The following is a 16,229-nucleotide window of genomic DNA, read 5'->3' as shown; positions in this document are numbered from 1 at the left end:
CGTCATCCCATCAATGGGGGCCGTTGCCCCACCAACGCCAGGAGCCTGCCATGAACATCCCGTCGACGTTGCAGCAAAAGCCGACCTCGCCGCAGCCCAACCAGGGCCAGCCCGACCAATCCCCGGCCGAGAATCCGGACCGCCGCGCGCCGGGCCAGGAACGGGACAAGGACGGGCGCTGGCCGCCCGATGCCCTGCCCAATCCGATGCCGGGCCTGGACCCGCAGCAGACCCCCGGTATCGACCGCTTGGGTGACGCCAATATCGCCGACCAGCAATGGCTGCGCAGCACGCGCGGCCTGTAATGGCCGGGATGCCGGGCGTTTCCGCCCGGCCCGGCCGCTAAGCCGCTACGCCGCTAAGCCGCTACGCCGCTAAGCCGCTAAGCCGCTAAGCCGCTAAGCCGCTAAGCCGCTAAGCCGCTAAGCCGCTAAGCTGCTAGGCCGGTAGCGGCGCGGGCGGCGCACTCGCCCCCGGGTTGCGTCCCCCCGCCGACCCACCGCCCTTGCCGGGCGAGGATCCCGCCGCATTTCCCGCCACATTCCCGGCCGTATTCCCTGCCGCGTCTTCCGCCGCCGGCGCCGCATCCGCCGCATCCCGCGGCATATGCAGAATCTGTTCCGGCAACGCCAGCGCGATGCCCGCCGCCTGCAACTGCCGCATGATCCCCAGGTTGATCGCCTGCTGGATGTCCATGTAGTGGTTGTAATCCGCCGTCAGCACGTAATAGACCGCCTCGAACTCCAGCGCGCCCTCGCCAAATCGGGCCAGATGCGCGCGGTCAAAGCGCGTGTCGCTCTGGCCCTCGATCTGCGAACGAATGATGCCCGGCACGGCGGCCACTTTCTCCACGTCGGTTTTGTACGTAATGCGCACTGAAAACACGATGCGCCGTTGTTGCATCCGTTTGTAGTTTTGGATGGTCTGTTTGAGCAGCTCGGTATTCGAGCAGACGATCTGCTCGCCGCCCAGGCTGCGAATGCGCGTGGTTTTCAGCCCCACGTGCTCGATGCTGCCGGCCACCTGCCCGAACACAATGAAGTCGCCGGCTTCAAAGGGCTTGTCCAACCCGATGGAGATCGACGCGAACAGGTCGCTCAAGATGGTCTGCACCGCCAAGGCCACGGCCACGCCGCCGATCCCCAGGCTGGCGACCAGCGCGGTGATGTTCACGCCCAGGTTGTCCAGCATGGCCAGCAGCGCGATCACCCACACCAGCGCACGCAGCAGAAAACTCAGCAAGGTTGCGGTCACGGTGCCACGATTGTGCAGCGCGTGGCTCAAGCCCACGTCCACCGCGCGGTCCAGCCATAGCGCCAGTTGCAGCGCGATCAGCACAAACCACAAATGTTGTGCACCGCCTTCGCTCCAGGGGAACGGCGCGCCCGCCACGTCGATGCCGATCAGCAAGGCGAAGATGGCCAGCAGGATCCAGCTGGTGCGCTGCATGACGCGGATCGCGCCCGCCGCCATGCCGTGCCCGGGCTGCGCCGCGCGCCGCTCCAGCCGCGTGCGCACGAGGCGGAACGCAAAGATCAATATCAAATACAGGGTGGCCGCGACCGCCGCCGCGATCAGCCACAGGGCGATGGGATGGTCCGCGAGCGCGCGCGTTCCGGAAATCCATTGACTCAACATACCGCCTCCGCAAGGTTGGACTCGCGGTGGGCAGCAAATGTTGTGCCGCCGTGCGGCGGCGTCAGGCTACTGGCCGAACCGGGACAGCAGCATCGATATCAATCTGGCCTGGTTGAAGGGCTTTTCGCAACGGGGGAATTCGCGATAGCACGCTTCCAGGGCCTCGACGCCAAACCCCGTCAGCAGCACCACATGCACGCCCTGCGCCGTCAACGCATCGATCAGCGGATAAGACAGCGTGCCGTGCAAATTGATGTCCACCACCGCGCAATTGAATTGCCCGGCGTGTGTGTCGGCAAAGCGCGTCGCCTCGTCCAGCCATCCGATCATGCCGACGATCTCGGCGCCCACTTCGCGCAGCGCTTCCGCCAGCGTTTCCGCAATGACGTATTCGTCTTCAACGATCAGCAACTTGCAAGCCGACAGTGGGAGAGTTTCAGTCACGGTGATCCTTTTACTTGGCCGCGATCTTAAAGTCGGTCGACGGTCGTAATGGAACTTCGATACGGCAGCGCAGGCCATCTTCCCTGAAATCCAGCGACGTGCGCGCTTGCAGGGTGAACGTCAGTGCCTGTTCGATAAGCTCGCGCCCATAGCCCTTGCGGCGCGTATCAGGCGGCGTGGGCAGGCCGGACTCGTGCCATTCCACAACCAGCGTCTGCCCGTCGCCCTGTGGCCGCGTGTGCCATTGCACCTGCAACTGCCCACTGGCGTATTTCAAGGCGCCATGCTTGAGCGCGTTGGTGCCCAGTTCGTGCAGCGCCAATGCCAGTGACTGGCTGCATTCCGCGCTGACGAACGTGGGCTCGCCTTGCACCGACACGTGCTGCCCGTGCCCCACGGCGTCCAGCTCGCGGCGCACGATCTCGCCAAAATCCACGGCCTCGTGCGACGCATCGCTTAGCAGGCCCTGCACCCGGCTCAGCGCCGACAGCCGGCTGTCCAGCCGGTCATAGGGCTCGCCACGCCCCAGGGTGCGATACGCAATGCTCTGCACCAGCGCCAGCAGGTTGCGGGTGCGGTGTTGCAGCTCGGCAATCAGGATGCGATGCCGCTTTTCGGCCTGCGTGATCTGCGTGATGTCGATGAAGGTGACGACCACGCCGTCCACGCGGTTGTTGGCATCGCGGTAAGGCGCCAGCCGCAGCAGGTAGTGCTTGGCGTCGCCATCGCCTTCAATGCGGCGCTCGATCACTTCCTGGGATCGAAATACCTGCTGGATGTCTTGCGCGAACGAGGGCAACGGGACGCGGCTGGCCAGGTCGGTAATGGGCCGACCCCGGTCGCTGGGCAAGATGCGGAACACGTCTGACACGGGCGGCGTGAAGCTGCGGATCACCAGGTTGCCGTCCAGGAACAGCGTGGCGAACGCGGTGCTGGCAAACAGGTTGTGCAGGTCGCTGTTGCTGCGGTCCAGCTCGTCGACCTTGCCTTGCAGTTCGGCATTCACGGTGTGCAGCTCTTCGTTGAGCGACACCAGTTCTTCCTTGGAGGCTTCCAGTTCTTCGTTGGACGATTGCAGCTCTTCGTTGACCGAGACCAGCTCTTCGTTGGATGACTTCAATTCTTCCAGCGCGGTTTCGTATTCCTCGATGGTCGATTGCAGGCGGTCGCGCGTTTCGCGCAGCTCGCTTTCAATCTGTTCGGCCGCGCCGATGTGCGCGGCGTGCAGATAGGCGTCGGCCTCTTCGCGGCTGACGGGCGGGCCGTCGTCGGCGAACAGCACCAGGTACAGCGGTTCGCCTTCGCGGTTCTCCAGCAACGGGTCCACCGTCAGGCGCAGCAGCTGCACGCGGCCGTCGTCGCCTTCGATGGCCACGTTATGCCGCGTGGCCGTCACGCCGGTGGACATGGCGTCGTTGAGCAGCGCGCGCAGGTCCAGGCGCAGGTCCTTGCGCGCCAGCGCCAGGATCTGGCGCGTCGGCACGCCCGCCGCCGCCTCCAGGTACTTGCCCGTGCGGCCCGAGTAATACACCACGTCGCCATCTTTGTTGACCAGTACGTGCGGTGGCGCATGCTGGTTCAGCACCTGCGAATCGATGGATTGGCGCAGCCCCGTGGCACTGGCCGGCAGGCGCCGATGCAGAAGGTCCTGCGACGACGGCATCCCCGCCGATGGCAGGTTGAAATGCGGGCGCGGGCGTACGGCGATGTCGCTGCGCCGCTGGAAAATCCGATGCTTTTTGTCCACGGGGCCGAACATATCGGAGAACTGCGTCGTGTTTTCCGACATGCCCAGGAACAGATAGCCGCCGCTGCGCAGCGCGTAATGGAACGTCGGGAACACCTGCTTCTGAATGGTGCCGCCGAAATAGATCAACAGATTGCGGCACGACACCAGGTCGATGCGCGAAAAGGGCGGGTCGCGCAAAACGCTGTGCGGCGAAAAAATGCACAGTTCGCGGATCTGCTTGCTGACCAGATAACTTTCGCCATCGGCAATGAAGAACCGCTCGCGGCGTTCCGGGCTGACGCTGTCCAGCAGCGTGCCCGGATAGCGGGCCGTGCGCGCAATATTCAGCGCCCGCTCGTCGATGTCGGTGGCGAACAGCTGCACGCGCGGAGGCGTATCCATCTTGTCCATGTGCTCGCGCAGCAGGATGGCAAGCGAATAGACTTCTTCGCCGGTGGCACAGCCAGGCACCCACACCCTGACGGTATCGCCAACGCTGCGCCCTTCCAGCAGCTGCGGCACCACCAGCTTGGCCAGCGCCTCGAACGCTTCGGGGTCGCGGAAGAAGTCGGTCACGCTGATCAACAGGTCACGAAACAGCGCGCCGGCTTCCTGGGGCGTTTGCCGCAGGTACGCCAGGTAGGCCTCCAGCGAGTCCGACTGGTTCACCTTCATGCGGCGATGCACGCGACGCATGAAGGTCTTGCTTTTGTAACCGCTGAAATCATGGCCCGTGCGGGTCAGCAAAATCGCATAGATGTCCGACTTGATCCTTTCCATTTCGGGGGGCATGGCTTCGTCTTCGTCGGCGCTTAACAGGCCGATCGGGGAGGTCGGCGCGGCGTCAAGCATGTGCAGGCGCGTGCCCATTTCGACTGCGGGCAGCGCAAAGTCGATGATGCCGGCGCCGATGGCGCTGTCGGGCATTTCGGCATAGGCCGGCCCGTTGCCATTCGGGGCCTGGGCCATGGTGATGCCGCCATATTCCTTGATGGTCTTCAAGCCCAGGGTGCCGTCGGAACCGCTGCCGGACAGCACAATGCCCACCGCGCGCTGGCCATAATCGCGTGCCAGCGACATGAAGAACTGATCGATGGGGCGCCGCCCGGCGCGCTGGCCGGACGTGGCGGCAAGCTTGATGCGGCCCTGGCTGATCGAGATGTCGGCGTCCGCCCCCAGCACATAGATCTGGTTCATCTCGATCGCCATGTCGTTTTTCGCGGTGTTGACCGGCAACGACGTGTGGCGGCCGATGACCTCCGGCAGATGGCTTTCGCGGCCCGGGCCCAGATGCGTCACCACGATGAACGACATGTCGGGCTCTTTGGGAATGCCCGCAAAGAAACCTTCCAGGGCCTCCACGCCGCCGGCGGAAGCACCGATACCCACAACAAAAGCGGCACTGGAAAGGGTCATGTCGTTCCAAAAATGGGAAAAGCAGGATGATATTCGACGACGTTAGCACGGGGAATCACTGGGTGCCCGGTCGGAAAAATCTACATACCTATGCGGGACGCACCCTGAAAAAACCGTGCGGTAACGGTGCTATGCGACGGCGGTTTCAGGAATGCAGCTTGCTGGAAGACAAGCGCCACTTTTCAAAAGGAATTCGCGATGAAATCCAAAGACAACAAGCCCAACCCCACCGCCGACGACACCCCGCGCGAAGCGCAGGCCAGCCACCGCGACACGCAGAACCGCACCAAGAAAGAAGGCCATGTCACGCAGATCGGCACCGGCCAGGATCAGCAGAGCCAGCGCAATCGCGGCGCCGGTTCGCGTAGCAAGCCTTAAAGGAGAACACGCCATGACACATCCTGGGCATAGCTTGCATGGGGCTCGCCGCTCAGTGCTTGCCCTTGCTTTGGCGGCGGGCCTGGCCTGGGCGCCGTTGACCTTCGCGCAATCGGCCGGTGGCCCGGCGGGGCCGGCGGGGCAGGGCGGCCCGCCGCCTGCCGGCACGCCGGCGCCCCAGGGGCCCGCGCCGGACAGCGGCGCACCGGCACCATCCAAAGGCGATCCGTCGCGCCCGCCGCCCACCGTGCCGCAGGCCGCGCCGGGCACCACGCCGTCGCAGCCGGTGCAGGGGCAGGGCACGGTCAAGGGCTCATCGGCCAACCCGGCGCCCGACGGGCAGATTCCCGGCGGCAAGGCGGGCTCGGGCGGACACAAGACCAACATGTTCGGCCGCTGAAAAAGGCCGGTCGCCATGTAAAGCAAAGGGGGCGCATCATGCAAAACCGAGACATCGTGGTGGTGGCGGTCTCCACGGGCGGTCTGGCCGCGCTGGAGGTCTTGTTGGGCGATCTGGACCCAGGCCTGCGCGCATCGGTGTTCGTGGCGATGCATGTGGACGGCTACCGCAGCGTCCTGCCCAGCCTGCTGCAAAACCGTACGCGCTGGCAGGTGCAACATGCCGAGGATGGCCAGCCCTTCGCGCCCGGCGTCGTCTATATCGCGCCGCCCGACCGGCACATGATTTTGCAGCATGACGCCACAGTATTGACGCGTGGCCCGAAGGAAAACTTCACGCGGCCGGCGGCGGACCCGTTGTTTCGTTCAGCCGCCGTGCATTACGGGCCGCGCGTCGTGGGCATCGTCCTGACCGGGCGCCTGGACGATGGCTCGGCCGGGCTGAAATCGGTGCACGCGTGTGGCGGTTTTGCCATCGTGCAGGACCCGCAGGACAGCGTGGCGCAGGATATGCCTGCCAACGCGATCGCGGCCGTGCCCACGGCGCAGGTGCTGCCGCTTCAACAAATTGGAAATGCGATGGCTAAAGCGATCAACACAACAGTGGCGCCTCGCGCGGCGGGTGGCGGGCCGTCCGAAACGCTGCGCACCGAGTCGCGCATGACGGAAACGGGCCAGTCCTCGGCGGCCGTGCTCGAACGCATCGGGCGGCAGGCGGGGCTGACCTGCCCGGAATGTGGTGGCGCAATCTGGCGCGTGGACACGGGCGTGCCCGTCCGGTATCGGTGCCACACCGGCCACGCATTCTCCTCCGCCTCGCTGAACGCCGCGCAGGCGGAGCAGGTTGACGATGCCATCTGGTCCGCCGCCCGCCTGCTGCGCGAGCGTATTTTGCTGGCCAGTGAAGAAATCGCTACGGGCGGGGCAACGGCCGACGCCACGGGCCGGTTGCGGGCGTCGGTGGCGCAATGGGAAGCGGCCTACCAGCAACTACGCAGCCTGGCCGCGACCACCGACGGCCCCTTGGCGAAGACCGACATCGCTTGACCGGCGCGCCGAGCGCGGCAGGAATGCGATTTGCGGCCCTTGCGGTCCCACCCCGGGATAACTATGCAAGGAGATCAGCGATGACCGCCGTGAACAAAGAAATGGAAGCCTGCATCGACAACTGCCTGGCCTGCTATCGGCACTGCCTGCAAACCGCGTCCAACCACTGCCTGGAGGCGGGCGGCGAACATGTCGAACCGGAACACTTCCGCCTGATGATGGCCTGCGCAGAAATCTGCCGTACGGCCGCGCACACGATGCTGATTGGCATCGAACAACACGATCGCGTTTGCGGCGCGTGCGCCGAAATATGCGCCGCTTGCGCGGACAGCTGCGAAGGCGTCGGTGGCATGGACGACTGCGTTGCAGCCTGCCGGCGCTGCGCCGACAGCTGCAAAAAGATGGCGGCCTGAACGGATGGCGCCCTGCACGCGCGGGCGCGACTGGCCGGCTACGCCAGCCGCTGCGACGCCAGCCAAAGCGTCACCAGGAGCGAGCCGGCCACCATCCAGAACACGATGGCCAACAAAATACCTAGCGACAGCCGGAAGCCGGTTGCGGGACCGGCAAGCGGCAAACGAGTCGCGGGCGTGATCGGAAGCGAGGTCGCGGCGCCGGCCAGCGGCAGCGGGGCGGCTTGCGGCACGGAGGGCAAGGTGGGGGAGGCCATGGTCGATCCTGTAATCCAAGGACGTGTGTGGAAGGGTCCCGCCCACGCCGTGCGGGTCTGCAAAGGAATGCGGCGCAGGCCGCGGTCCTATACAGCAAGTGCCGTGCCCAAAGAAGAGCGCCTTCCCCGGGAGCGCCTTCCCCGGGAGCACCTTCCCGGGAGCACCTTCCCCGGGAGCACCTTCCCGGGAGCACCTTCCCCGGGAGCACCTTCCCGGGAGCACCTTCCCCAGGAGCCCGCCCCGGGCAGTGCCGTTCCGGGCAGCGCCCGTCGGGGCAGCGCCCGTCGGGGCAGCGCCGTCCCGGCAGCACCGTCACGGGTAGCGCCTATCAGGCCCGCCCGTCGCGCGGCGCAATCCACGCCGAGCAGCCGCCCGGTGCGCTGGCGCCGCTGACGTAAAGCGCGCCCGCGCCAAACAGGGAAAACAACGTCGCGCTGGGCGCATCCGCCAATACCCACACGCCGCCCGACGCGTCCGCCCACACCACGCGGGCGTCCGTGCCGTCCAGCGCGGCCAGCAAGCCCGCCGCGCTGGCGCCCGGCCGCAACACCACCACCGACGTGTCCTGGGCCGGCGCCGACACCGGATACAGGTTCAGGGCCGCCGCCGTGGTGATGACCACGGCCAGCAACGCGGACACGGCGGCGCCGCCCGCGCCGCCCGCGCCCCCCGCGCCCGCTCCTTGCCGCCGCAGCACCCACCCCGCCAGAAGCGGCACGATCCCAAACAGGACCAGCCACGCCAGCTCCCAGGGCAAGGGGTCGGCCACATCCATGCGTAGCCGATGCAGGCCCACCACCCAATGCGACAACACGGCATCGATCACATGCCATGCCCCAAAGCCGATCAGGAATTCGGCCAGCAAACGCTTGCGCGGCGGCATGCCGGCACCGCGCGAGCGGTACAGACTCCACAAGCCTGCCCCGGCCACCACATACATCAGCGCGTGGAAAACGCCATCGGCCACGACTTGCACGCGCAAATCAGCCAGGGATGCCGCGTTCAGACCGGAAAGAAGGTGGTGCCATTGCAATATCTGATGCAGCAGGATGCCGTCGAAAAAGCCCCCCATGCCGAAGCCCAATAAAAAACCCGCCCACGGATGGCGGCGGGGCAGGGTGGCGGCCGGGCCGGCCCGCAGCGGCGCGTTCATTGCGAGACCGGGCCAGAACGTTTGGGCAACACCGCCGGTGTGTCGTCCGCCGGCTTGAAGGTATCGCCTTCGGTGTCGCGCTCGGGGTTGGGGTTGCCATCCATGGGTTTGACGCCGCCCGCGCGGGTGGCCGGCTGCCGGCCTTTCTCGCTATGGTCATCGGCGTGCTTGATGCCGTCCTGAACACGGTTGGCGATATCCACCTGGTCCTCGGTGGACGGCTCCACCGCGCCGCTGCCAGCGGTGGGCGGGTTGGTGGCTTTCTCTGCTTGCGTGGGCTTCATGGGGGGCTCCTGGAATTCAGGTTCAACAATGGACACCGCGTAGTCCGGATATTCGGTGCGGGCGGCTTCTACGGCGGCTTCGCAGCTGGGATAGGCGCGGGCGTCCTGCTGCACGCCCAGCATGGCTATGCCGCGAAAGCTCCATTTGCCGTCCGGGCGTTGAAAGGCTTCAACGATCATCTTCCGACTCCTCGCGCGGCGGCGCGGGGCGCGTGTCGTTCGAGCCGGGCAAGGTGCCGGTGCGCGCCTCGGTTTCTTCCTGGGCCTCGGCGCGGTCAAAGCCCGTGCCCTCGTGGCTGCGCGCGGCGGGCGGATGGTCAATGTCTGGAATGTCACGCGATGCCTGAGGTTTGGACGACGGCCGCAACGCGCCAGCGTTGACGTCGGGCTGGCCGGGGATGGTCTTGCGGGAACCGTCTGTTGGGGATTGGGGCATGGGAGCTCTCCTGGCGGGGTTCAACGAGTCCGGCAGGCGAGCAATTGGCGTGCCCGCGACGCCGCCGCAAGTCCCTTCAAAAGCCTGACGGCGAACAGGCGGCAAGACAGCCGGCCCGCCTGCGCAAGACCGCGTGATCCGGCCCCGCAATCGGCAAGTTTTCGGCACGCCAATTGCGGCATCCGTCGCGCCCTTCCCTTGCCCCTTATTTCTCCCTTGGAGTATCCCCATGAGCAGCACTGTCGACTCTCGATCCGGCCACCAGCCGGCAGCCGAACGCACCTACCTTGAAGATGCCTTGTCGGGCAGCTCATGGCTGGCACGCGATACTCCCGCCATCGTTTGCTTTTCGCACTTGCGTTGGAACTTCGTGTTCCAGCGCCCCCAACATCTGATGACCCGGTTTGCGCGCTCGCACACCGTCTATTACGTTGAAGAGCCAGTTTGGGTGTACAGCGCGCGGCATGGCTGGCTGGAGGAGAACCAGTGCGACGGCGTCACCGTGCTGACCCCGCACCTGGCGCGCGATAACTGGGTGGAAAGCCACCGCCGACTGTTGCAGGAAAAGCTCTGGGCCGACGGCGTGACGCGGCCGGTGCTCTGGTACTACACGCCCATGAGCCTGCCGTTCTCGGATCAGGTCGAAGCCAGCCTCGTCGTGTACGACTGCATGGACGAGCTGTCCGCATTTCGTGGCGCGCCGCCGGAATTGGTCGACATGGAAAAGCGCCTGCTGGCGCGCGCCGACGTGGTGTTTTGCGGCGGCCACAGCCTGTATGAATCCAAGAGCCGCCTGCATCCCAATGTGCACGCGTTTCCCAGCAGCGTGGACTGCGCGCACTTTGGGCAGGCGCGCGCCGTCACGCAAATTCCGGCCGACTTGCAAGAAATACCCGGTCCGCGCCTGGGCTTCTACGGTGTGCTGGACGAACGCTTCGACACGCGTCTGGTCGCCGAGGTGGCGGCCTTGGCGCCCGACTGGCATTTTGTGTTCATTGGCCCGGTGGTCAAGATAGACCCCGCTGAATTGCCGCAGGCCGCCAACATCCATTACCTGGGACCGCGTTCGTATGACCAGTTGCCTGCTTATCTGGCGGGCTGGGACGTTGCGTTGATGCCGTTCGCGCTGAACGAATCCACGCGCTTCATCAGCCCGACCAAGACGCCTGAATATCTGGCGGCGGGGCGGCCCGTGGTGTCCACGCCCATCAACGACGTGGTGCGCACTTATGGCGGTTCTGAAGTGGTGTTCATCGCGCGGGACGCGTCCGCCTTCGTGGACGCCGCCGCGGCCGCGTTGCAGGCCGCCAAGACCCCCGACCTCCTGCTTGCCAAGGCTGACCATGCGCTGCGCGGGATGTCGTGGGACGCCAGCTGGGACGGCATGTGCCGCGTGATGAACCGCGCCTACACCAGCAGCGCAACGCGTCGCGCGGCGGCGCACGAGCCCGCGCGCGCCGTCAAGTCGGCCGGCACCGTGCGGCACTACGACTACATGATCGTGGGCGCGGGCTTTGCCGGCAGCGTGCTTGCCGAACGGCTGGCGCGCGGCAGCGGCAAGCGCGTGATGGTGGTGGACAAGCGCCCGCACGTGGGCGGCAACGCGTATGACTACTTCAACGATGCCGGCCTGCTGCTGCACCGTTATGGTCCGCACATCTTCCACACCAATTCCGCCAAGGTGCTGGAATACCTGTCGCGCTTCACGGCGTGGCGCAGCTATGAACACCGCGTGCTGGCGGAAACGCCCAAGGGGCTGGTCCCCATGCCGATCAACCTGACCACCTTGGAAAAGCTGTACGGCAAGCGCTTTTCGGCCGAAGAGGCCGAGCGCTTCCTGAAGTCGGTGGCCGAACCCATCGCCAACGTGGCCACGTCGGAAGATTTCGTGGTGTCGCAAGTTGGCCGTGAACTGTACGAGACCTTCTTTCGCGGCTACACGCGCAAGCAGTGGGGGCTGGACCCGTCACAGCTGGACCGTTCCGTGGCCGCCCGCGTACCCACGCGCCTGTCCACCGACGACCGCTACTTCACCGACCGCCATCAATGCATGCCGCTGCACGGCTACACACGCATGTTCGAACGCATGCTGGACCATCCGAACATATCGCTGGCCCTGGGGCTGGATTATCAAGAAGCCCGCGCTGCGTTCACCTTCGATGGCCTGATCTACACCGGCCCCATCGATGAATACTTCGGCTACCGCTTCGGTGCGCTACCGTATCGATCCTTGAAGTTCCGCCACGAAACGCTGGACGAAGAATGGCATCAACCGGTGGGTGTGGTGAATTACCCGTCCGAAGATGTGCCGTACACCCGCGTCACGGAATACAAGCACCTGACCGGCCAGCAGCATGCGCGCACGGCCATCACTTACGAATATCCGTCGGCGCAGGGCGACCCTTACTACCCGATCCCGCGACCCGAAAACGCCGCGCTGTTCCAGCGTTACCAGGCGCTTGCGGATGCCACCCCCGGTGTGCATTTCGTGGGGCGCTTGGCCACGTATCGCTACTACAACATGGACCAGGTGGTCGCGCAGGCCTTGGCCACGTACGAGGCCATCGCCGCGAAGAACGCCGAGGTGCACACCGCGCTTGTCGCCTGAGCGGGGGCGCCCGATGCATTTTCAAAGTGCTTTCCTGGCGGGTTTCGAATGTTCATGCCACCGCTTTCCCGACGGACGCCAGCTGGATCTGCTGGCCTCCACCGGCCACGCCCAATGGGCCGAGTCGGACTATGCCCACGCCGTGTCGCTGGGGCTGCGCACCGCGCGCGACGGCGTGCGCTGGCACCTGGTCAACCCGGCGCCCTATGCCTACGACTGGTCCAGCGTGCTGCCCATGTTGCGGGCGGCGCGCGCGACCGGCATGCAGGTCATCTGGGATTTATGCCACTTTGGCTGGCCCCAGTGGATCGACATCTGGTCCAGCCGCTTTCCCGAGGCGTTTGCGCGCTATGCCGCCGCCGTCGCGCGCCTGATCGCACAAGAGTCGGAGCTGCCGACCTGGTTTTGCCCGATCAACGAGATTTCGTACTGGAGCTGGGCAGGCGGCGACATGGCGCACTTCAGCCCATGCGGCACCGGGCGGGGAGGCGAGCTTAAGCGGCAGCTGGTGCGGGCCTTTGTGCAGGCGGCCGACGCCATTCGCGAGATCGATCCCGGCGCGCGTTTTTTGGCCGCCGAGCCGATGATTGCGGTGCATCCGTGGCAACCCGGTGACGACGGCCCGGCCGCCGCCGCCAACGCCTCGCAGTTCGAAGCGGTGGACATGATCACCGGCCGCACGCAGCCGGAATTGGGCGGTGACGAGCGCTACCTGGATATCGTGGGCGTCAATTACTACCCGCACAACCAGTGGCTGCATTGCGGCCCGCAGTTGCGCCATGACGACCCGCGCTACCGGCCGCTGGGGGAGTTGCTGGCAGAGCAGGCGCAGCGCCATGGCCGTCCGATCCTGATCGCAGAGACGGGCGCGGAAGGCGCGGCGCGCGCGCCGTGGCTGCGCTACGTGGCGGACCAGGCGCTGCTCGCGCGCGGCGCGGGAGTGGATGTGGCGGGCATCTGCCTGTACCCGGTCACGGACTACCCCGGGTGGGAAGACAACCGCTACTGTTCGACCGGCTTGCTCAGCGCGCCGTCGTACACAGGCCAACGCGCGGTGTACGCGCCGTTGGAAGTCGAGCTGCGTAAACAGGCAGCGCGCTTTGGTGATGGCCCGGTCGGCTTGCTGGACGCGCCGCGCGCCGTTGCACTAGGGGGTTGAACCATGTCGTCGGATCAACAAGCATTGCCCACCCGACCGTTGGCGTTTATCTGGCGCTACGTTGCCCAGCGACGGCTGGCGTTCGGGTTGCTGGCCTTCGTGGTGGTGTTGGCCGGCACGTGCTCGGTCGCCGTGCAGTACGCCATGAAGCTGATCGTGGACGCCATGGCCGGCGGGCAGGCGTCGGCCGGTGATGTGTGGTGGCCGCTGGGCGTGTTCCTGGCGCTGATCGCCGTCGAAGCGGCGTTGTGGCGCAGTGGCGGCTGGCTGGGCTGCCGCAACATCGTGGCGGCCTGCGCGGCCTTGCGGGTGGAACTGTTCGAACACCTGAGCCACCACTCCACGCGCTACTTCCGCCAGCACCATTCCGGCGCGCTGGCCAACCGCATCACCGCCACCGCCACGGCGGCGGGCGCGATCTATGGCGCGGCGGTGTGGAGCATCATTCCGCCCTGCGTGGACTTCATCGGCGCCATTGTGGTGTTGTCGACGGTGGACTGGCGCATGGCTACCGCCTTGCTGTGCTTCGTGATCGTGTTGGGCGCGGTCATCATCGCCTTTGGCGCCCGGGGGCGCGGCCTGCACCAGCACTATGGCGAACAGGCGGCCCACGTCGGCGGCGAAATCGTCGACGCCATTTCGAACATCTGGGCGGTGCAGGCGTTTTCGGCCCAGGCGCGTGAGCGCGCGCGGCTGGAGCGGGCGCTGGGCGAAGAAGCCCGCGCGCAACGCCGCAGCTGGATGTACGTGGAAAAAGCCCGCGTGATCCATGATGCCTGCCTGTGGCTGGCGGCCAGCGCCATGCTGTTCTGGGTGCTGCATTCCTGGCAACGCGGCAACGCCACGCCGGGCGATGTGGTGGTGGTCAGCGCGCTGACCTTTCGCATCCTGCATGGGTCGCGCGACCTGGCGCTGGCGTTGGTCGGCACCGCGCAGCAGTTTGGCGTCATCGGCGAAATGCTGCGCGTGGTGGCGCGTCCGCCCGCCGTGCCCGACCTGCCCGGGGCGCGACCGCTGCGCCCGGAATCCGCATCTATCGTGTTCGACAACGTGCACTACACCTACCCAGGCGGCAATCGCGCGGTGCGGGGCGTGTCCTTGACGATACCGGCAGGGCAGAAGGTCGGCTTGGTGGGCGCCTCCGGCGCGGGCAAGTCCACGCTGCTGTCCTTGCTGCAACGGGCCGACGAACCGGACGGCGGCAGCATCTTGATCGGCGGGCAACCCATACGCCACGCCACGCTGGAAAGCCTGAAGGACGCGATCTCGGTGGTGCCGCAAGACATCAGCCTGTTCCGCCGCAGCGTGATGGAGAACATCCGCTATGGCCGTCCGGATGCGTCCGAGGAAGACGTGCTGCTAGCGGCCGCGCAGGCGCATTGCGCCGAGTTCATCAGCAAGATGCCGCAGGGCTATGACACCGTGGTGGGCGAACGCGGCGCGATGTTGTCCGGCGGCGAACGCCAGCGCATCGGTATTGCGCGCGCATTTTTGAAAAATGCACCCATTCTCTTGCTCGACGAAGCCACCTCGGCGCTGGACAGCCATTCCGAAATGCTGATCCAGCGCGCGCTGGCGGAACTGATGCGCAGCCGCACGGTGGTGGCCGCCGCGCACCGTCTGTCTTCGTTGGCGCGCTACGACCGCATCGTGGTGCTGGAAAACGGCGCGGTCGTTGAAGACGGCACGCTGGATGAACTGCTGCGCGCGCGTGGGCCGTTCCGCGCGCTGTGGGACCTGCAAGCCAGCCGCAAGGGCGCGATGCCGCATGATGACGGGGCGGTGGAATCGCTGGACGATGCGCGCGCCGCGCGCGAAGGCCAGCTCAAGCAGGCGTAGGCAGTTTCGGCATGGCGGTTGCGAGGGTCGCGGCAGCCGGGCCATTAGGGGAACGGCGTCAAAGGAGATAAACCATGTTTGCTCACAACAAACGATTGCAGTACACCGTCCGCGTCTCGCAGACCAATCCCGGTCTGGCGAACCTGCTGCTGGAACAATTTGGCGGGCCGCAAGGAGAACTGGCGGCGGCGTGTAGATATTTCACACAGGCCATTGCCGAAGACGATCCCGGCCGCAAAGACATGCTGCTGGACATCGCCACCGAAGAACTGAGCCATCTGGAAGTGATCGGGACCATGGTGGCCATGCTGAACAAGGGCGCCAAGGGCGCGCTGGCCGAAGCCACGGAATCCGAGGCCGAGATCTACCGGCGCTTGAACGGGCCGGGCAACGATTCGCACGTGACGCAAGTGCTGTACGGCGGCGGGCCGGCGCTGACCAACTCGGGCGGCCAGCTGTGGAATGCGGGCTATATCGACACCATCGGCGATCCGTCCGCCGACCTGCGCTCGAATATCGCCGCCGAAGCCCGCGCCAAGATCATCTACGAACGCTTGATCAACGCCACGGACGACCCCGGCGTCAAGGAAGCCCTGGGCTTTTTGATGACGCGCGAAGTCGCGCACCAGCGGTCCTTTGAAAAGGCGCTGTATTCCATGGAGCCCAATTTCCCGCCCGGAAAACTGCCGGGCGATCCGCGCTTTGCCAACGTGTACTTCAACATGTCGCAGGGCGAAGGCGATATGCGCGGTTCGTGGAACAGCGACGAAAACTTCACCTACGTGACGGCCCGCGAAGATCAGCGCGCCATCGATGGCGACGGCATGGCCAGCGTTGGGCTGACGGAAGAAGAAACGCTGGCGCTGCAAGCCATGGTGGCACGCACCGCGTCGGACCCGTCGGCGGACCCGGCCACGGGCGCGGAGCTGGGTCAGGGGCCGGGCGCCGCCGATAAATTGACGTGATGCCACCGGCTCCCACGCAACCCGGATCGCGGGCACGATTTTTGCTCAATTCCGGCACCCCGT

Annotated in this window: 16 protein-coding genes; 9 read left to right on the top strand and 7 right to left on the bottom strand. The window is 66.0% G+C overall.

Annotated features, from left to right (window positions below):
• Positions 1–50 precede the first annotated feature (50 nt).
• On the top strand, positions 51–305 hold the full coding sequence (locus YH64_RS21015) for a hypothetical protein (protein ID WP_046807121.1): 255 nt from the start codon (positions 51–53) through the stop codon (positions 303–305).
• Positions 306–438: 133 nt separating this feature from the next.
• On the opposite strand, the gene YH64_RS21010 is transcribed toward YH64_RS21015, so the two are convergent.
• From YH64_RS21010 to YH64_RS21000, 3 genes are all read right to left on the bottom strand, one after another.
• Positions 439–1,638: a mechanosensitive ion channel family protein gene (locus YH64_RS21010; RefSeq protein ID WP_255444620.1), complete on the bottom strand. Its 1,200-nt coding sequence runs from the start codon at positions 1,636–1,638 to the stop codon at positions 439–441.
• Positions 1,639–1,704: 66 nt separating this feature from the next.
• Positions 1,705–2,082, bottom strand: coding sequence for a response regulator (locus YH64_RS21005; RefSeq protein WP_046807122.1), 378 nt, complete (start codon positions 2,080–2,082; stop codon positions 1,705–1,707).
• A 10-nt stretch (positions 2,083–2,092) separates the two neighbouring features.
• Complete coding sequence (locus YH64_RS21000) at positions 2,093–5,227, bottom strand: CheR family methyltransferase (protein ID WP_046807123.1); 3,135 nt, start codon at positions 5,225–5,227, stop codon at positions 2,093–2,095.
• Between the two features lie 198 nt (positions 5,228–5,425).
• Here YH64_RS21000 and YH64_RS20995 point away from each other — a divergent pair, with 198 nt between their 5' ends.
• The 4 genes from YH64_RS20995 to YH64_RS20980 all read left to right on the top strand — a co-directional run bounded on the left by YH64_RS20995 (position 5,426) and on the right by YH64_RS20980 (position 7,464).
• Positions 5,426–5,605, top strand: coding sequence for a hypothetical protein (locus tag YH64_RS20995; RefSeq protein WP_046807124.1), 180 nt, complete (start codon positions 5,426–5,428; stop codon positions 5,603–5,605).
• Positions 5,606–5,618: 13 nt separating this feature from the next.
• Complete coding sequence (locus YH64_RS20990; protein ID WP_143215478.1) at positions 5,619–6,005, top strand: hypothetical protein; 387 nt, start codon at positions 5,619–5,621, stop codon at positions 6,003–6,005.
• A 38-nt stretch (positions 6,006–6,043) separates the two neighbouring features.
• Positions 6,044–7,051: a chemotaxis protein CheB gene (locus tag YH64_RS20985; RefSeq protein ID WP_046807126.1), complete on the top strand. Its 1,008-nt coding sequence runs from the start codon at positions 6,044–6,046 to the stop codon at positions 7,049–7,051.
• Positions 7,052–7,131: 80 nt separating this feature from the next.
• The gene (locus YH64_RS20980; protein ID WP_046807127.1) at positions 7,132–7,464 is read left to right on the top strand and encodes a four-helix bundle copper-binding protein; all 333 of its coding nucleotides are present in this window, start codon (positions 7,132–7,134) and stop codon (positions 7,462–7,464) included.
• A gap of 38 nt (positions 7,465–7,502) precedes the next feature.
• On the opposite strand, the gene YH64_RS20975 is transcribed toward YH64_RS20980, so the two are convergent.
• The 4 genes from YH64_RS20975 to YH64_RS20960 form a co-directional block, all read right to left on the bottom strand.
• The gene (locus YH64_RS20975) at positions 7,503–7,721 is read right to left on the bottom strand and encodes a hypothetical protein (RefSeq protein WP_046807128.1); all 219 of its coding nucleotides are present in this window, start codon (positions 7,719–7,721) and stop codon (positions 7,503–7,505) included.
• A 329-nt stretch (positions 7,722–8,050) separates the two neighbouring features.
• Complete coding sequence (locus YH64_RS20970) at positions 8,051–8,875, bottom strand: DUF2243 domain-containing protein (protein WP_046807129.1); 825 nt, start codon at positions 8,873–8,875, stop codon at positions 8,051–8,053.
• The gene (locus YH64_RS20965) at positions 8,872–9,339 is read right to left on the bottom strand and encodes a hypothetical protein (protein ID WP_052946113.1); all 468 of its coding nucleotides are present in this window, start codon (positions 9,337–9,339) and stop codon (positions 8,872–8,874) included. Before YH64_RS20965 ends, YH64_RS20970 begins: the two co-directional genes overlap by 4 nt.
• Positions 9,329–9,595, bottom strand: coding sequence for a hypothetical protein (locus YH64_RS20960; RefSeq protein WP_046807130.1), 267 nt, complete (start codon positions 9,593–9,595; stop codon positions 9,329–9,331). The genes YH64_RS20965 and YH64_RS20960 overlap by 11 nt, the downstream gene beginning before the upstream one ends.
• Positions 9,596–9,824: 229 nt before the next feature.
• Here YH64_RS20960 and glf point away from each other — a divergent pair, with 229 nt between their 5' ends.
• The 4 genes from glf (at position 9,825) to YH64_RS20940 (ending at position 16,166) form a co-directional block, all read left to right on the top strand.
• Positions 9,825–12,203 (top strand): UDP-galactopyranose mutase, encoded by a 2,379-nt coding sequence (gene glf, locus YH64_RS30840; protein WP_082134639.1) that lies wholly within the window; start codon positions 9,825–9,827, stop codon positions 12,201–12,203.
• 13 nt (positions 12,204–12,216) lie between these two features.
• The gene (locus tag YH64_RS20950) at positions 12,217–13,362 is read left to right on the top strand and encodes a beta-glucosidase (RefSeq protein WP_143215477.1); all 1,146 of its coding nucleotides are present in this window, start codon (positions 12,217–12,219) and stop codon (positions 13,360–13,362) included.
• 3 nt (positions 13,363–13,365) lie between these two features.
• Entirely contained in the window at positions 13,366–15,201 is a 1,836-nt protein-coding gene (locus tag YH64_RS20945; RefSeq protein WP_046807132.1) for an ABC transporter ATP-binding protein, read from the top strand.
• A 74-nt stretch (positions 15,202–15,275) separates the two neighbouring features.
• On the top strand, positions 15,276–16,166 hold the full coding sequence (locus YH64_RS20940; protein WP_046807133.1) for a manganese catalase family protein: 891 nt from the start codon (positions 15,276–15,278) through the stop codon (positions 16,164–16,166).
• The last annotated feature ends 63 nt before the right edge of the window (positions 16,167–16,229 follow it).

The sequence above is a fragment of the Achromobacter sp. LC458 genome (assembly GCF_001005835.2).
GTDB classification, from domain to species: Bacteria; Pseudomonadota; Gammaproteobacteria; order Burkholderiales; family Burkholderiaceae_B; genus Achromobacter; species Achromobacter spanius_B.
Note: the sequence above shows the minus strand (reverse complement) of the source record. Positions and strands in the feature narration are given on the sequence as shown.

Excerpts from the sequence above, each read along its gene's own strand:
- YH64_RS21015 (WP_046807121.1), top strand. The coding sequence starts at position 51 with ATGAACATCCCGTCGACGTTGCAGCAAAAGCCGACCTCGCCGCAGCCC.
- YH64_RS21010 (WP_255444620.1), bottom strand. The coding sequence starts at position 1,638 with ATGTTGAGTCAATGGATTTCCGGAACGCGCGCGCTCGCGGACCATCCC.
- YH64_RS21000 (WP_046807123.1), bottom strand. The coding sequence starts at position 5,227 with ATGACCCTTTCCAGTGCCGCTTTTGTTGTGGGTATCGGTGCTTCCGCC.
- YH64_RS20995 (WP_046807124.1), top strand. The coding sequence starts at position 5,426 with ATGAAATCCAAAGACAACAAGCCCAACCCCACCGCCGACGACACCCCG.
- YH64_RS20990 (WP_143215478.1), top strand. The coding sequence starts at position 5,619 with ATGACACATCCTGGGCATAGCTTGCATGGGGCTCGCCGCTCAGTGCTT.
- YH64_RS20985 (WP_046807126.1), top strand. The coding sequence starts at position 6,044 with ATGCAAAACCGAGACATCGTGGTGGTGGCGGTCTCCACGGGCGGTCTG.
- YH64_RS20980 (WP_046807127.1), top strand. The coding sequence starts at position 7,132 with ATGACCGCCGTGAACAAAGAAATGGAAGCCTGCATCGACAACTGCCTG.
- YH64_RS20975 (WP_046807128.1), bottom strand. The coding sequence starts at position 7,721 with ATGGCCTCCCCCACCTTGCCCTCCGTGCCGCAAGCCGCCCCGCTGCCG.
- YH64_RS20970 (WP_046807129.1), bottom strand. The coding sequence starts at position 8,875 with ATGAACGCGCCGCTGCGGGCCGGCCCGGCCGCCACCCTGCCCCGCCGC.
- YH64_RS20965 (WP_052946113.1), bottom strand. The coding sequence starts at position 9,339 with ATGATCGTTGAAGCCTTTCAACGCCCGGACGGCAAATGGAGCTTTCGC.
- YH64_RS20960 (WP_046807130.1), bottom strand. The coding sequence starts at position 9,595 with ATGCCCCAATCCCCAACAGACGGTTCCCGCAAGACCATCCCCGGCCAG.
- glf (WP_082134639.1), top strand. The coding sequence starts at position 9,825 with ATGAGCAGCACTGTCGACTCTCGATCCGGCCACCAGCCGGCAGCCGAA.
- YH64_RS20950 (WP_143215477.1), top strand. The coding sequence starts at position 12,217 with ATGCATTTTCAAAGTGCTTTCCTGGCGGGTTTCGAATGTTCATGCCAC.
- YH64_RS20945 (WP_046807132.1), top strand. The coding sequence starts at position 13,366 with ATGTCGTCGGATCAACAAGCATTGCCCACCCGACCGTTGGCGTTTATC.
- YH64_RS20940 (WP_046807133.1), top strand. The coding sequence starts at position 15,276 with ATGTTTGCTCACAACAAACGATTGCAGTACACCGTCCGCGTCTCGCAG.